The 16,084-nt window shown below is 65.0% G+C and carries 15 protein-coding genes; 12 read left to right on the top strand and 3 right to left on the bottom strand.

What is annotated here, in order from left to right; translation table 11 throughout:
• Window positions 1-135: 135 nt before the first annotated feature.
• From DCN14_RS31155 to hslU, 4 genes are all read left to right on the top strand, one after another.
• A complete protein-coding gene (locus tag DCN14_RS31155) occupies window positions 136-1,206 on the top strand; it encodes a GTP-binding protein (RefSeq protein WP_096508388.1) in 1,071 nt (356 codons plus the stop codon).
• 490 nt (window positions 1,207-1,696) lie between these two features.
• Complete coding sequence (gene dksA / locus DCN14_RS31165) at window positions 1,697-2,113, top strand: RNA polymerase-binding protein DksA (RefSeq protein ID WP_006477498.1); 417 nt, start codon at window positions 1,697-1,699, stop codon at window positions 2,111-2,113.
• A gap of 258 nt (window positions 2,114-2,371) precedes the next feature.
• Complete coding sequence (gene hslV / locus DCN14_RS31170) at window positions 2,372-2,908, top strand: ATP-dependent protease subunit HslV (RefSeq protein WP_006755256.1); 537 nt, start codon at window positions 2,372-2,374, stop codon at window positions 2,906-2,908.
• Between the two features lie 10 nt (window positions 2,909-2,918).
• The gene (gene hslU, locus DCN14_RS31175) at window positions 2,919-4,262 is read left to right on the top strand and encodes an ATP-dependent protease ATPase subunit HslU (RefSeq protein ID WP_096508389.1); all 1,344 of its coding nucleotides are present in this window, start codon (window positions 2,919-2,921) and stop codon (window positions 4,260-4,262) included.
• Between the two features lie 170 nt (window positions 4,263-4,432).
• Here the strand turns inward: hslU and DCN14_RS31180 are convergent, their stop codons facing one another.
• From DCN14_RS31180 to DCN14_RS31190, 3 genes are all read right to left on the bottom strand, one after another.
• Complete coding sequence (locus DCN14_RS31180) at window positions 4,433-4,975, bottom strand: response regulator transcription factor (protein WP_011658200.1); 543 nt, start codon at window positions 4,973-4,975, stop codon at window positions 4,433-4,435.
• A 13-nt stretch (window positions 4,976-4,988) separates the two neighbouring features.
• A complete protein-coding gene (locus DCN14_RS31185; RefSeq protein WP_096508390.1) occupies window positions 4,989-6,395 on the bottom strand; it encodes an ATP-binding protein in 1,407 nt (468 codons plus the stop codon).
• A 121-nt stretch (window positions 6,396-6,516) separates the two neighbouring features.
• Entirely contained in the window at window positions 6,517-6,741 is a 225-nt protein-coding gene (locus DCN14_RS31190) for a cysteine-rich CWC family protein (protein WP_096508391.1), read from the bottom strand.
• Between the two features lie 305 nt (window positions 6,742-7,046).
• Between DCN14_RS31190 and argB the strand changes: the two genes are divergently transcribed.
• The 8 genes from argB to DCN14_RS31235 all read left to right on the top strand — a co-directional run bounded on the left by argB (window position 7,047) and on the right by DCN14_RS31235 (window position 16,033).
• Window positions 7,047-7,946, top strand: coding sequence for an acetylglutamate kinase (gene argB / locus DCN14_RS31200; RefSeq protein WP_006490510.1), 900 nt, complete (start codon window positions 7,047-7,049; stop codon window positions 7,944-7,946).
• Window positions 7,943-8,734, top strand: coding sequence for a pyrimidine 5'-nucleotidase (locus DCN14_RS31205; RefSeq protein ID WP_096508392.1), 792 nt, complete (start codon window positions 7,943-7,945; stop codon window positions 8,732-8,734). Before argB ends, DCN14_RS31205 begins: the two co-directional genes overlap by 4 nt.
• Window positions 8,701-9,363, top strand: a complete 663-nt coding sequence (gene slmA, locus DCN14_RS31210; protein WP_096508393.1) for a nucleoid occlusion factor SlmA — start codon at window positions 8,701-8,703, stop codon at window positions 9,361-9,363. Before DCN14_RS31205 ends, slmA begins: the two co-directional genes overlap by 34 nt.
• 570 nt (window positions 9,364-9,933) lie before the next feature.
• Entirely contained in the window at window positions 9,934-10,476 is a 543-nt protein-coding gene (locus tag DCN14_RS31215; RefSeq protein ID WP_096508394.1) for a fimbrial protein, read from the top strand.
• A 103-nt stretch (window positions 10,477-10,579) separates the two neighbouring features.
• Window positions 10,580-11,344 carry a fimbria/pilus periplasmic chaperone gene (locus DCN14_RS31220; RefSeq protein ID WP_096508395.1) on the top strand — a complete coding sequence of 255 codons (765 nt, stop codon included), beginning with the start codon at window positions 10,580-10,582 and terminating at the stop codon, window positions 11,342-11,344.
• A 140-nt stretch (window positions 11,345-11,484) separates the two neighbouring features.
• Window positions 11,485-14,151 (top strand): fimbria/pilus outer membrane usher protein, encoded by a 2,667-nt coding sequence (locus tag DCN14_RS31225; RefSeq protein ID WP_240327365.1) that lies wholly within the window; start codon window positions 11,485-11,487, stop codon window positions 14,149-14,151.
• A gap of 63 nt (window positions 14,152-14,214) precedes the next feature.
• Window positions 14,215-15,243 carry a fimbrial protein gene (locus DCN14_RS31230; protein WP_162826260.1) on the top strand — a complete coding sequence of 343 codons (1,029 nt, stop codon included), beginning with the start codon at window positions 14,215-14,217 and terminating at the stop codon, window positions 15,241-15,243.
• 247 nt (window positions 15,244-15,490) lie between these two features.
• The gene (locus DCN14_RS31235) at window positions 15,491-16,033 is read left to right on the top strand and encodes a fimbrial protein (RefSeq protein ID WP_096508397.1); all 543 of its coding nucleotides are present in this window, start codon (window positions 15,491-15,493) and stop codon (window positions 16,031-16,033) included.
• Window positions 16,034-16,084: the final 51 nt, after the last annotated feature.

Consider the following 16,084-nt stretch of genomic DNA (forward strand, 5'->3'; position numbering starts at 1 on the left):
CCCTGTCGTCCGGACGACGGGCACGGGCTTGACAGGTATGTTTCAATGGATGGTTGTGCGCCCCGGCTCGCGAGTCGACGGCGCGACGCACACATCCTGGTTTTGACCCCGATTCACGAACCACAGGCGACCGACATGGCCACTCCCGTCACCATCCTCACCGGCTTCCTCGGCAGCGGCAAGACGACGCTGCTCAAGCGCATCCTGAACGAACAGCACGGCATGAAGATCGCCGTGATCGAGAACGAGTTCGGCGAAGAGAACATCGACAACGAGATCCTCGTGCAGGACTCGAACGAGCAGATCATCCAGATGAGCAACGGCTGCATCTGCTGCACGATCCGCGGCGACCTCGCCCGCGCGCTCGGCGATCTGGCCGCGAAGAAGCGCGAAGGCAAGCTCGATTTCGACCGCATCGTGATCGAAACGACCGGCCTCGCGAACCCGGGCCCCGTCGCGCAGACCTTCTTCATCGACAGCGAGATCGCCGACGACTTCCTGCTCGACGCCGTCATCACGCTGGTCGACGCGAAGCACGCGAACGCGCAGCTCGACGAACACGAAGTGGTGCAGCGCCAGGTCGGCTTCGCCGATCGCCTGTTCATCACGAAGTCGGACCTCGTCGACGACCAGGCCGTCGCGGCGCTCAAGCACCGCCTGATGCACATGAACCCGAAGGCGACGATCAAGGTCGTGAATTTCGGCGAAGCGGACATCAAGGAAATCTTCGACCTGCGCGGCTTCAACCTGAACGCGAAGCTCGAGATCGACCCGGACTTCCTCGCCGAGGACGATCACGCGCACCATCACCACGATCACGACCATGATCACGCGCATTGCGACCACGATCACGGTCAATGCGCGCACGATCACGACCACGGTCACCACCATCATCACGCGCACCACGACGACAAGATCAAATCGTTCGTGTACCGCAACGACCGCCCGTTCGACCCGAACAAGCTGGAAGACTTCCTCGGCGGCATCCTGCAGATCTACGGGGAACGGATGTTGCGCTACAAGGGCGTGCTGTACATGAAGGGCGTCGATCGCAAGGTCGTGTTCCAGGGCGTGCACCAGATGATGGGCAGCGATCTCGCCGCCAAGTGGCTGCCGGTCGAGAAGAAGACCAACAAGATGGTGTTCATCGGCGTCGACCTGCCGCAGGACCTGATCACCGACGGCCTCGACGCCTGCCTCGCCTGAGCACTCGGGCAAGCCCCGCGAGCCGCCCGCGCGGCCGCCTCGGCGAGCCGCCGGGGCCGTCGCGCGGCGCCTTTTCCGGGAAGGGTTTCGCCGTCATCGCTTTTTCGCGATTTGCGCGTTATATTTTCTAGATATTGGCGCAGCCGACGGGGATCGACCCGATACGGCGCCCGCTTGCGATTCAGTTACAATACGTGCCCGCTGGAGTACGGCAATAACAGGCCCGGTTCTTGCAGAACCATTACCCGGGCATCGCAACCGCGCCGGATCGCCCATCCATCACCGGCCGCGGCCGAAGCGATCTGCCGCGCAGCACACCGGTTCGCCGCGCGCAAATCCGCGCCAGGCCTATCCTGGTATTTGAGAACCGGTTTTCCAGAGGCTTTCGGCCCCGCGGCGGCAAATCGCAAATGATTGCAAGCGCAGTTGCGGGTAATCCCAAAGTGCAGGCACTATCTCCGGATTTGCCGCACATTGAAGAAGCAAGCAGATGACGAAGAAACTCTTGACCGAAGCCGAAATCCTGAAGATGAGCGACAAGGATTACATGAATGAGGATCAGCTCGCCTTCTTCAAAAATCGGCTCGAACAGTTGCAGGCGGACATCCTCAAGAATGCAGGCCAGACGACCGAGAACCTGCGCGAGACGGTGATCGTGCCCGATCCTGCCGATCGCGCGACGATCGAGGAAGAGCACGCGCTCGAGCTGCGTACGCGCGATCGCGAACGCAAACTCCTCAAGAAGGTTCAGCAATCGCTCGCCCGCATCGATTCCGGCGACTACGGCTGGTGCGAGGAAACCGGCGAACCGATCGGCATTCCGCGCCTGCTCGCGCGTCCGACGGCCACGCTGTCGCTCGAAGCGCAAGAGCGCCGCGAGCTGCGCCAGAAGCTGTTCGGCGACTGATCGAGCGGCGTTCCGCTCAAACACGCTGCTTCCCGAAAGCGCGCGGCCTGCCGCGCGCTTTTTGTTTTTCCGGCGCCGATCCCGGTGCCCGGCCGCCGGCGACGACGCGCGCCGGCCGATTTGCATCCTCCTCTTGATATCCCGGCGCCCGCCCTAAAATGAAACGGACGCGCGCCGGGCCGCTTCCCGGCGCACTGCGATTCATGCGGCGGCGCCTCGCGCCGCCCGACTCTTCCCCGTTTTTCTCAAGGAACGCAGATGGAGCAATTTCACGGCACGACCATCGTTTCGGTCCGGCGCGGCGACAAGGTCGCGCTCGGCGGCGACGGCCAGGTAACTCTCGGCAACATCGTCATGAAGGGTGGCGCGCGGAAAGTGCGGCGGATCTACAACAACCAGGTACTGGTCGGATTCGCGGGCGGCACCGCCGATGCGTTCTCGCTGCTCGATCGCTTCGAGGCGAAGCTCGAGAAGCACCAGGGCAACCTGACCCGCGCGGCCGTCGAGCTCGCGAAGGACTGGCGTACCGACCGGATGCTGCGCCGCCTCGAGGCGATGCTGATCACGGCCGATGCCACCACCACGCTGGTGATCACCGGCAACGGCGACGTGCTCGATCCGGAAGGCGGCATCTGCGCGATCGGTTCGGGCGGCGCCTACGCGCAGGCCGCGGCCCGCGCGCTCGCGGAGAACACCGAGCTGTCGCCGCGCGAGATCGTCGAAAAGTCGCTCGGGATCGCCGGCGACATGTGCATCTACACGAACCACAACCGCATCATCGAAACGATCGAGTAAGGACCGCACCATGAGCACCATGACCCCTGCCGAGATCGTCTCGGAACTCGACAAGCACATCATCGGCCAGGCCAAGGCGAAGAAGGCCGTCGCGGTCGCGCTGCGCAACCGCTGGCGCCGCCAGCAGGTCGCCGACCCGCTGCGTCAGGAAATCACGCCGAAGAACATCCTGATGATCGGGCCGACGGGTGTCGGCAAGACCGAAATCGCGCGCCGCCTCGCGAAGCTCGCCGATGCGCCGTTCATCAAGATCGAAGCGACCAAGTTCACCGAAGTCGGCTACGTCGGCCGCGACGTCGACAGCATCGTGCGCGACCTGATCGAGATCTCGGTCAAGCAGACGCGCGAATCCGAGATGCGCAAGGTGCGCAGCAAGGCGACCGACCAGGCGGAAGACCGCATCCTCGACATCCTGCTGCCGCAGCCGCGCGCGGTGGGCTTCGGCGGCAACGCCGATCACGCGAACGACGACAACAACGCGACGCGCCAGACGTTCCGCAAGCGCCTGCGCGAAGGCCAGCTCGACGACAAGGAAGTCGAACTCGACCTCGAGCAGCCGTCGGCCGGCATGGACATCATGGCGCCGCCCGGGATGGAAGAGATGACCGAGCAGATCCGCTCGATGTTCTCGAACCTCGGCAGCGGCAAGAAGCAGCGCCGTAAGGTGAAGATCAAGGAAGCGCTGAAGCTGCTGACCGACGAGGAAGCGGCGAAGATGCTCAACGACGAGGAAGTGAAGACGAAGGCCGTGCAGAACGTCGAGCAGAACGGCATCGTGTTCCTCGACGAGATCGACAAGATCACGTCGCGCAACAACGAAGGCAGCGGCGGCGAAGTGTCGCGCCAGGGCGTGCAGCGCGATCTGCTGCCGCTCGTCGAAGGCACGACGGTCAACACGAAGTACGGGATGGTGAAGACCGATCACATCCTGTTCATCGCGAGCGGCGCGTTCCACCTCGCGAAGCCGAGCGACCTGATTCCGGAACTGCAGGGGCGCTTCCCGATCCGCGTCGAGCTCGACTCGCTGTCGGTGAACGACTTCGAGGCGATTCTCGTCGCGACCGATGCGAGCCTGGTCAAGCAGTATCAGGCGCTGCTCGCGACCGAAGACGTGCAACTCGAGTTCGCCGCCGACGGCATCCGCCGCCTGGCCGAGATCGCGTACGCGGTCAACGAGAAGACCGAGAACATCGGTGCGCGCCGGCTGTACACGGTGATCGAGAAACTGCTCGAGGAAGTGTCGTTCTCGGCCGGCAACCACGCCGGCGAGCGCGTGACGATCGACGCGAAGTATGTCGACCAGGCGCTCGGCCAGGTGTCGCAGGACGAAGACCTGTCGCGCTACGTGCTGTAACGCGCGCGGCGTCGAATGCGAAACGGGCGGCCCCTTCGGGGGTCGCCCGTTTTTTCATGGCTGCGCGATGCCGCTCGGCCGTCTTCAATACCCGATCGCGCGCCTGCTGAAACGCGAGATCGTCGCGCGCGTGTCTCCGGCCCCAGGCCCGCGCGGATAACGCGCCCGGCTTACTGCCGGACCGGCTTCTTCGCGAGCTTGCGCTGCAGCGTGCGGCGGTGCATGTTCAGCGCGCGCGCGGTTGCCGAGATGTTGTTGTTGTTCTCCGCCAGCACGCGCTGGATGTGCTCCCATTCGAGCCGGTCGACCGACAGCACGACCGGGTTCTCGAGCGCCTCGTCGGCCTGCACTTCGCTCGCGTTGGTCTGCAGCGCGGCCAGGATCGACTCGATGTTCGCCGGCTTCGCGAGATAGTTGTCGGCGCCTTCCTTCACGGCCTGCACGGCGGTCGCGATGCTCGCGTAGCCCGTCAGCACGAGAATCCGCGCGTCGGGCTGCAGGTCGCACAGCGGCGCGATCAGGCTCAGGCCCGAATCCTCGCCGAGATGCAGGTCGACGGTGATGAACTGGAACTTGCCGCCGGCGGCGAGCCGCAGCGCCGCCTCCTTGTCGTGCGCCTGCTGGACCGCGTAGCCGCGGCGCTCGAGGCCGCGCGCGAGCGTACCCGCGAACACCTCGTTGTCGTCGATCACCAGGAAATTGTTCTCGCTCATGTGGTTTCTCCGTCTACGTGTTGGTTGAGGCGGCCGGCGCCGCGATGTGCGTCACCGGCAGGCGCAGCACCGCGCGCGTGCCGCGGCCGGGGGTGCCGGCCGGACGGCTGTCCGGCGTGGCAGCCGTGCGCTCGGCCGCGCGCTGGCCCGATGCAGCAGCAGCATGGCCATTCGCCGCGCTGCCGGCGCGCACGGCGGCGCTTGCCCCGCGCGGCGCGACATCGGACAGCTCGATCTCGCCGCCCAGGCGCACGGCCGCGCTGAATGCCAGGTACAGGCCGACCCCGTGCCCGCCCTGCGTGCTGTCCACCGGCATCGCGCCGAGCGATTCGCGCAGCGCGGCCGGAATGCCGGGCCCGTCGTCGCATACTTCGAATTCGATCTGTTCGGCCGACCGGTCGTTGTACGAGAGCCGCGCGGCCAGCGTCACGCGGTGCGGGCTGGCCCGCGCGGCGTTGTCGAGCAGGATCGTGAGGATCTGGCCGGCCGCGACCGTGTCGTCGAGCGCGACGCCCGACGGGCGTGCGCCGAGCAGTTCGAACTGCACGTGCGGATGCCGCAGGCGCCAGTGCTCGACGAACGTGTCGAGCCAGTCGCCCACCGGCTGGCGGCTCGCGGGCGCGCTCGCACGGCTGCGCAGGCGCGCAAGCGCCGATGTGCAAAGCGTCATCTGCTCTTCGAGCACCTTCAGGTCGGCCTCATAGCGCGCGAGCCCCGGATCGGCACGCGCCGCGTCGCGCAATTCCTCGGCGAGCATCGCGATCGTCGACAGCGGCGTGCCCATCTCGTGCGCGACGGTGGCGGCCTGCACGCCGAGCGCAACCGCCCGCTCGTCGCGCAGCAGATGCGCCTGCGCTTCGCCGAGCGCCGCATCGCGCTGGCGCAGCGCGTTCGACATGCGCGCGACGAACCACGCGGTCAACCCGACGCTGACCATGAAGTTCACCCACATCCCGGTGCGGTAGTAGTCGAACAGGTTCGCCGGGTTATCCATGTTGAGCGGCACCGAATCGAAGCCGAGCGCCGCATAGCACGCGACGGCGAACGCCGCGAGCCAGATCATCAGGTGCCACGGCAGCACGGCCGCCGCGATCGCGAGCGACGGCAGGTACAGCGACACGAACGGATTGGTCGTGCCGCCCGACAGGAACAGCAGCGCCGACAGCGCACCGAGGTCGACCCACAGCTGGCCGAGCAGCTCGAAATTGGTCTCGGGCCGCGCGCGCAGCACCCGCACCCAGGTCAGCGCATTGAAAACGATTTCGAGCACGATGACCATCAGCATCGCCGGCAACGGCAGATGCACGCCGAAATAGGTCTGCACGACGCCGATCGTCGCGAGCTGGCCGATGATCGCAAGGTTGCGCAGCCAGAACAGGTGGCTGAGATTGACGCGCCCGGTGGTGGTGATTCGTTGCATCCGGCCAGTTTACCCGTTTAGCGCCCGACGCCTCTAGCGGGGCCGGATCGAAGACGTTGGATGCACGGACCGCGATGCATCGGCGCCTCGCGCCGCGGCACGGGGATCCGTCCGCCCACGGTCAGCCGGGCGCGCCGGCCATGCGCTGCGCGATCTCGTCGGCGAGGCATTCCGGGCATCGGCAGCGCGCGCCGGCCGCGGGCGGCGCATCGCCGGGCGGCACCGGCATCGACGCGCACCAGCAGTCGAACGGCTGCGTGCGGGCACCGCAGTCGAAGCCGCGCCCACAGTGCGGGCAGCGCGCGCGGTGCGGGGCCGAACGAGCGGCGGCGGCGGAATCGGTCATGGTGCAATCGCGGAAGCGGGCATGAAATCGCCCTACGCGACAAGCATAGCGCGGCGCGCGGATTTTGCACGTCGGCCATCCGGCCGATGCTGCCCGCCATCGCACCGGAACGCGCGCTGCGCGCACCCGCCCGCACTGCGACCCGGATCGGCGCCGCACGGCCCGGCGCCATAGCCGGCGGGCCGCCGCGCGCAGCGCCCGCCCTGTGCCACCCACCTTCCAGCCAGCCCAAAAACCCGATGCTGCGCTGCGCCACTCCTGTACAATTCGCCCTGTTTCAACCGTTCCCAGCCAGAGCCGCCGCCATGTCCGAGCCCATCGACCTCTCGCAGATCGCCCCCACGCTGAAAGCAGAAATCCTCGCCGAAGCGCTGCCGTACATCCGCCGCTACCACGGCAAGACCGTGGTGATCAAATACGGCGGCAACGCGATGACGGAAGAACGGCTCAAGCAGGGCTTCGCGCGCGACGTGATCCTGCTGAAACTGGTCGGCATCAATCCTGTGATCGTCCACGGCGGCGGTCCGCAGATCGACCATGCCCTGAAGAAGATCGGCAAGGCCGGCACCTTCATCCAGGGCATGCGCGTGACCGACGAAGAGACGATGGAAGTCGTCGAGTGGGTGCTGGGCGGCGAAGTGCAGCAGGACATCGTGATGCTGATCAACCACTTCGGCGGCCATGCGGTGGGCCTGACCGGCAAGGATGGCGGCCTGATCCACGCACGCAAGCTGCTGATGCCGGATCGCGACAACCCGGGCCAGTACATCGATATCGGCCAGGTCGGCGAAGTCGAGGCGATCAACCCGGCGGTCGTGAAGGCGCTGCAGGACGACGCGTTCATCCCGGTGATCTCGCCGATCGGCTTCGGCGAGGACGGCCTCTCGTACAACATCAACGCGGACCTCGTCGCCGGCAAGCTCGCAACCGTGCTGAACGCCGAGAAGCTGCTGATGATGACCAACATCCCCGGCGTGATGGACAAGGACGGCAACCTGCTGACCGATCTGTCCGCGCGCGAGATCGATGCGCTGTTCGAGGACGGCACGATCTCGGGCGGCATGCTGCCGAAGATTTCGTCGGCGCTCGACGCCGCGAAGAGCGGCGTGAAGTCGGTGCACATCGTCGACGGCCGGATCGAGCACTCGGTGCTGCTGGAAATCCTGACCGAGCAGCCGTTCGGCACGATGATCCGCTCGCATTGAGCGCGCGCCGGCCGCCCTCCGGCCCCGACCTGCCGGCGTCGCTGCGACGCCGGCGCATCTCCCGCAGCCGGCCGCGCGCCGGCGCACCCGTCTGGCTGTTCGATCTCGACAACACGCTGCACCACGCATCGCACGCGATCTTTCCGGAGATCAACCGCGCGATGACGCAGTACATCATCGACGCGCTCCACGTCGAGCGTGCCGAAGCCGACCGGCTGCGCACCGGCTACACGCAGCGCTACGGCGCGGCGCTCCTCGGCCTCACGCGCCACCATCCGATCGATCCGCACGATTTCCTGCGGGTCGTCCACACGTTTCCCGACCTGCCCGCGATGCTGCGCGCCGAGCGCGGCCTGGCACGCGTCGTTGCGTCGCTGCCCGGCCGCAAGTTCGTACTGACCAACGCGCCCGAGAACTATGCGCGCGCGGTGCTGCGCGAGCTGCGCATCGAGCGGCTGTTCGAGCGCGTGATCGCGATCGAACACATGCGCGACCGCCACGCGTGGCGCGCGAAGCCCGACCACACCATGCTGCGCCGGACGCTGCGCGCCGCGCATGCGCGGCTCGCCGACGCGATCCTCGTGGAAGATACGCGCGGCCACCTGAAGCGCTACAAGCGCCTCGGCATCGGCACCGTGTGGATCACCGGCCATCTGCCGGGCCATTTGCCCAACGTCGGCCGTCCGCATTATGTCGACCAGCGCATTCGTTCGTTAAAATCGCTGCGACTGGGCACACGATCGGGGCGACAGAAATGCAGCCGACTTACCCGCAGGACCAAGCCGTAACGGAAAACCAGGCCACACCGTCCCGCCCGCGCCCGAAGCCGGGCGAGCGGCGCGTGATGATCCTGCAGACGCTCGCCGCGATGCTCGAGGCGCCCAAGCCCGAGAAAATCACGACCGCCGCGCTCGCGGCCCGGCTCGACGTGTCGGAAGCCGCGTTGTACCGGCATTTCGCCAGCAAGGCGAAGATGTACGAAGGGCTGATCGAATTCATCGAGCAGGCGCTGTTCGGCCTCGTCAACCAGATCGTCGCGAAGGAGCCGAACGGCGTGCTTCAGGCGCGTACGATCGCGCTGACGATGCTCAATTTCGCCGCGAAGAATCCGGGCATGACGCGCGTGCTGACCGGCGAGGCGCTGGTCGGCGAGGACGAGCGGCTCACCGAGCGCGTGAATCAACTGCTCGACCGGATCGAAGCGACCGTCAAGCAATGCCTGCGGGTCGCGCGCACGGAAGCGGATGCACCCGACGGCGCGGCACCGTTCGAACTGCCGCCCGACTACGATCCCGCCGCGCGCGCGAGCCTGCTCGTCAGCTACGTGATCGGCCGGTGGCACCGCTTCGCGAAGGGCGGATTCCAGAAGCCGCCCGCCGAGCAGGCCGATGCGCATTTGCGGTTGATCTTGCAGTAACGCGTGAGACGGCGGCGGGCGCGCAAGCGCGCCGTCGAGCGTCGCATTCGCGTGACGACCTCGTCGATGCGCAGGCACCGATTCCGCGCCCGCCGCGACAACACGGCATGGCCTCGTCCGTCCCGCTCCCAAGCCCAAGCCCAAGCCCAAGCCCAAGCCCAAGCCCACGGTCATGACGGCCTGATTCGATCCGGGGTTCGAGTTTCTCGCATGCCCTCATTAATTCGCGATCCTAATTAGCCACCCGCCGGAATGAACGGGTCATCGACGCGCGCTCATCCGTCAAATGGCCTCTCAATCCTCGCGGAACGCCCGCACGTCGCCGTCCCGGCACGGGTATGCGGCGTACGAGTGACGGGCCTCTGACGATTCTTAAAAGATATTTAGTACTCGACCTACGGGAAATCCAAACAACTTGGACATCGTCCCATTCTTTCGAATCACTTACTTCGGAACAATATCACCTGTTTCCCGCAGCTGCTGCCGCCCCGTAGCAGCGACGCGCGACAGCGCAATGGAAACGTCCGTGCGTCGTCTTTCGACGCGAGGCTCTTACTAACAGGTACGTAAATGTCCAAAAAAGCACTTTCCATTCTGATGGCGACAGCAGGTCTCCTCGCCGCTGCCTCGTCGGCTCAGGCAGCTGACGGCACGATCACGATCACCGGCGAAATCACCGCCCAAACCTGCAACATCTCGGGCGACGGCGGCGGCAAGGATTTCACCGTCACGCTGCCCACCGTGTCGACGTCGGCGCTCTCCGTGCCGGGTTCGACGGCCGGACGCAAGCCGTTCCGCATCAACCTGTCGAACTGCTCGCCGAATTCGGGCAACGCATCGGTGTACTTCGAGCCGGGCACGACGGTCAACTCGCAAACGGGCCAGCTGTTCAACGCGACGGGTGACGCGAAGAACGTCGAGGTCGGCCTGCTGAACAAGGACGGCTCGAACATCAAGCTCGGCGCGGCGCAAGCGCAGCAGAACTCGCAGACCGTGCCGATCGCGGGCGGCGCGGCAGAGCTCAACTATTTCGCGCAATACGTCGCGACCGGCGGCGCCGCGACGGCCGGCAAGGTCGGCACGTCGGTCATGTACTCGGTCTCGTACCAGTAATCCGGCTTCGCGACCGGCGGCCCGCGCCCGCGATTCAGCGGCGGCGCGCGGGTCGCCCTCCCAATCACCAGCGAGTCTGTTTATCTACAAGGAGAAATCGGCGATGAGAATGCCAACGAACTTGAGTCTGAGCGTGGGCACCGCGGCGCTGGCCGTGTCGCTGTTCGGCGCGGCAACGGCAGACGCCAGCGTCGTGATCGGTGGAACGCGCGTGGTGTATCCGGAAAAGGAGCGTGAGGTCACGGTCAAGCTGACCAACGAAGGCGATCGTCCGTCGCTCGTGCAAGCCTGGATCGACGACGGCAACGCGAACGCGCTGCCCGACGAATCCAAAGTGCCGTTCATGCTGACACCGCCGTTGTTCCGTCTGGATCCGAAGAAAGGCCAGAGCCTGCGGCTGATCTACACGCAGGAACCGCTCGCACAGGACAAGGAAACGCTGTACTGGCTCAACGTGCTCGACGTCCCGCCGCAGGCCGCGGACGACGCCAATACGCCGAACCTGCTGCAACTCGCGTTCCGCTCGCGCATCAAGCTGTTCTTCCGCCCAGCCGCGCTGCAAGGCGTCGCCGACGAATCCGCGGAAAAGGTGACCTGGAATTTCGCACCGAAAGCCGGTGGCGGCTATGCGCTGCAGGCGAAGAACCCCACGCCTTACCACGTGACGTTCACCAAGCTCACCGTCAAGTCCGGCAGCACGACCTGGACTGACGACAAGGGCGGCATGGTCAAGCCTGGCGCGACCGAGCAGTTCGACGTCGGCAACGTGCAATCGATGCCGGGCGCACCGATCGAGGTCGATTACACGTTCCTCAACGACTACGGCGCGGGCATCGAAGGCAGCTACGCGCCGAAGAAAGCGCACTGACGCCACCCAGGCATTCCTGACTCAATCCGTCGCTGATCGACGGCGCGTAATCGCGCCGGCGCCGGCAGACCGTCGCTCGCAATATGACGATGCGGCATCAATTTATCGAATTCATGCGAGCGAATCATCAAATTCAACCGTTGGAAGCTACCGCACGCTTTGCGCTGAAGCCGAGCTATCTGCTCGTCATGGCGACGCTCGGCGGCTGGACGGCCGGTGCGCAGGCTGCCGACACGACGGCCGCCCCGGCGGAGCGCTTCGACGTCGCGCAGGTTCAGTTCAACGACACGTTGATGATGAAACCGCGCGGCCAGCGGCTCGACCTCGATCGCTTCGCCAAAGGCAATCCGGTGCCTGCCGGCGACTACCTGGTCGACCTTTACGTCAACGAAACGTGGACCGGCCGCTCGACGGTGCGCTTCGATGCAGCGGCAGGCGCGACCGACGCGACGCCGTGCTTCGATCGCACGCTCGTGAGCCGCCTCAACCTCGACGATCAGGCGCTGACCGACGCCGCGCGTGCCGAGCTGGTGCGCGTGCAGGCCGGCGAATGCACGAGCGTCGACAAACTGGTGGCCGGCGCGACGACCGAATTCGACATGTCGGAGCTGCGGCTGAACGTGAGCATTCCGCAGGCCGCGCTGCTGCGCAATCCGCGCGGCTACGTGAGTCCGGAACTGTGGGACAGCGGCGTGACGAGCGCGACGCTCAAGTACAACGCCAACGTGTTCCGCAATACGTCGTCGGGATACGAAAGCACGCAGGGATACGTCGGATTGAATGCCGGCGTCAACGTCGCGAACTGGCATTTCCGGCACAACGGCACCTACACCGCGCAAACGCGGGGCGACAGCCGCTACCAAAGCCTCAACACCTACGTTCAACGCGACCTGCCGGCTTGGCGCAGCCAGTTGAAGATCGGCGAGACCTACACCGACGGCACGCTGTTCGACAGCGTGGGCATGCGCGGCGTCACACTCGAGACCGACGACCGGATGCTGCCCGATTCGATGCGCGGCTACGCACCCGTGGTCCGCGGCGTCGCAACGAGCAACGCGCACGTCTCGGTTTCGCAGAACGGCGCGGTGCTGTACGAAACCAACGTCGCGCCGGGGCCGTTCGAGATCAACGACCTGTACGCAACCGGCTACGGCGGCAACCTGCTCGTCACGGTGACCGAAGCCGACGGCAAGACGCACAGCTTCACGGTGCCGTATGCGGCCGTCGTGCAATCACTGCGTCCGGGCATCTCGCGGTTCGGCGTCGCGCTCGGGCAGTTGCGCGAGCCGCAGCTCGAACGCCATCCGAATTTCGCGCAAGCCACTTATCAGCGCGGCATCAGCAACCTGATAACGGGCTACGTCGGCGCGATCGTCGCGGAGAACTACCTGGCCGGGCTGGTCGGTGCGGCACTCAATACGTCGCTCGGCGCGTTCGCCGCCGACGTCACGCATGCGAGCGCGCGTATTCCGGGCGCCTCCGCAACGACCGGGCAAAGCGTTCGCGTCAGCTACAGCAAGTCCGTCGAGGCGACCGGCACGAACGTCGCGGTCGCCGCGTATCGCTACTCGTCGCGCGGCTACTGGACCATGCGCGACGCAATGTATGCCCGCGAACTCGCGGCCGGGGGCAACGATACAAACAGCGTCTACCGGCAACGCAACCAGGTCCAGCTGACGCTCAATCAGACGCTCGGCGAAAAGCGCGGCAGCCTGTTCGCGGTGGGCTCGACGGTCAACTACTGGAATCACCCGGGCACGACGACGCAGTTCCAGCTCGGCTACAACAACAGCCTGCGCGTCGCCGGCCTCAACCTGAGCTACAACCTGTCGGTCTCGCGGCAACGCGACGGCGCCACCGGCCAACTGAGCAACCAGGTGTACGCGAACGTAACGGTTCCGCTCGGCCGACGCTCGTATGCCCCGACGCTGAGCGCGAGCGTCGCACGCAACAGCCAGGGCGGCACGACCGCCCAGACGTCGCTGACCGGCACCGTCGGAAAGTCCAACGCGTTCTCGTACGGCGTCAACGTCAATTCCGGCGGCGGCGCGACGTCCGGCGGCGGCAATGCGCAGTATCGCAGCACGTTCGCGACGTTCTCCGGCAGCGCGACCGGCGGCAGCGGCTACTCGAGCGTGTCCGCCGGCGTATCGGGCGCACTCGTCGGTCACGCGGGCGGCATCACGCTCGCCAACGATCTCGGCGACACCGCCGCGATCGTCGAGGCGAAAGACGCTGTCGGCGCGCAAGTCACGAACGGCACGGACGTGCGGATCGACGGGCGCGGCTACGCGGTGCTCCCGTATCTGACGCCGTACAAGATGAACACCGTCGAACTGGACCCGAAGGGCATCCCGACCGACGTCGAAATGCTGACGACCAGCCAGCAGGTCGCGCCGCGTGCGAATTCGATCGTGAAGCTCAAGTTCGGGACGGTCAGCGGTCGCGCAGTACTGCTGACGATGCGTCAGCCTGATGGCTCACCGGTGCCGTTCGGCAGCACCGTCATCGACGCAGACGGCAAGACCATCGGGTTGGCCGGACAGGGCGGCAAGTTGTTCGCCCGCGGCCTGGACGACACCGGCACCCTGACGGCGAAATGGGGCAATCGCAAGACCGAAGTCTGCTCCTTCAGTTACCAACTGCCTGTCAAGCACAGCAAGAGCGACGTGTACACGCGTGTCGAATCGACATGCGACAACGCTGCAGCGTCGCATAACGCCGCAGCAACCGATGCACGGGAAGGGGCTGATGATTCGATCGACGCTGTTGGCGCGAAGCTTCCTTCCGGCAACGGTTCGCACTAGGAAACCCGGCACGCCCCAAAGCCCATCCAGGCGAAATGTCACCCAATGCAAAACGAAAAGACCATGCTCAAATATCTGCTGATTACCACGCTTTGTATCGCTGGCTCGGCGTATTCAGTCGCCAGCCGAGCGCAAATTCCAACTTGCTATAACGACGAAACGGGTGCCGATTATCAGCGCAGCTTCTCTTTCGGCACCGTCCTTGTCCCGCGCGACATACCTGACGGCACGGTTTTGGCGACAAAGATCCTGACGCTGCCATATCGATGCGACGCGAATACGACTTCGCCGTATGGATATTCGTTTTACTTCATGAACAATCAGCGGCCCACCGGCATTCCCGGCGTTTCGTATGTGTTGACCAGCTTGCCCGCGCCGGAATCCCTGGGGCTGCGCTTCACCAATCTCGAGACCGGAGAGGTCATGATGGTCTACAACGGCGCAACGCAGGATTGGGCACCGCCTCATACGACGACGAAACCGATTGAAGGCCGATACCAAATCAAGGTCGAACTGATCAAGGCCAGCGATCGCATATACAACGCGGTCATCCCGAACGGTACCGTCGGCATATGGCAGATAGGCGCAAAGAACCGGGCTCGTCCCACGTACGGATACAAGTACCAGATCTATTGGAATGAAGCCGGCAAAGGAAAGCTGATCATCATGCCGAAGACCTGCACCGTCACCACGCCGGATATCAAGTTCCCATTGCCGCCGGTGGCCGCGAGCAAGCTCGGTACAGTGGGCATGACCGCGGGTGATACCGGCTTCAACATCGGACTGAATTGCAAGTCCGGATCGAACGTCTACGTGACGCTGACTGATTTGACGAACCAGGGCAATACGGGAAATCAACTGACGCTCACGCCGGATTCGTCGGCGCAAGGCGTGAAACTGCGCATTTTGAGAAATGGACAGCCCGTCGGCTACGGTCCGGATTCGGCCGCCATCGGCAACACGAATCAATGGTATGTCGGCCCGTCCGCAACGCTCAGCAACATTCCGCTGACCGCGCAATATATCGCGACCGGCAAGGTGTCCAGCGGAACGGTGAAGGGCGTCGCTACGTTCACGATGAGTTACCAGTAGTCGCAGCACGCCGAATGGCACAGTAATTCGGTAGTACCGGTCGCCGGGTAGCGCAGAGCGACCGATACTCACTGACGACCATCGCCCGATCGATGGTCGAACGACCTTCCATTTTGCAATCCTTATAGATGCATCGGAAGGTTGGCTTTCGGACCCAGTCGGATGTTGTTCGTACGACCTGTCATGGCAGGTGAGCGACCTGATGACGAAGTCCATTTTTTTCTCAACCAGTACCAGAGGATTTGATATGAAGCTCGCACTCTCCAGCATCGCAGCACTCGCCGTCGTTGCCGCAGCAACCCTGCCCACCGTGGCACACGCCACCGACGGCACGATCACCATCAACGGCCAGATCGGTACGCAGACCTGCACGATCAACGGCAACGGCACGGGCGGCAAGGACTTCACCGTCGCACTGCCGAAGGTGTCGACGTCGTCGCTCGCCACCGGCGGCTCGACGGCCGGCCGCACGCCGTTCAAGATCGGCCTGACGAACTGCTCGCCGGCAACCGGCAACGTCTACACGCACTTCGAACCGGGCACCACGGTCAACTCGACCACCGGCCAGTTGTTCAACGCAACGGGCACCGCGAAGAATGTCGAAGTCGGCCTGCTCAACGGCGACACGAGCAACATCGGCGTAGGCAAGGCCGATGAAAATTCGAAGGCGGTCGCACTGTCGAACGGTGCTGCAGAGCTGCCGTATTACGCTCAGTACGTCGCGACGGGCGGCCCTGCAGGCCAAGGCACGGTGAACACCTCGGTGATGTACTCGATCATGTATCAGTAAAGTCCGAGAACCGGCGCGCGTCCCGTGCGCCGGATCGTCACAGGGGCGCGG

The sequence above is a fragment of the Burkholderia sp. IDO3 genome (assembly GCF_003366075.1).
GTDB lineage: Bacteria > Pseudomonadota > Gammaproteobacteria > Burkholderiales > Burkholderiaceae > Burkholderia > Burkholderia anthina.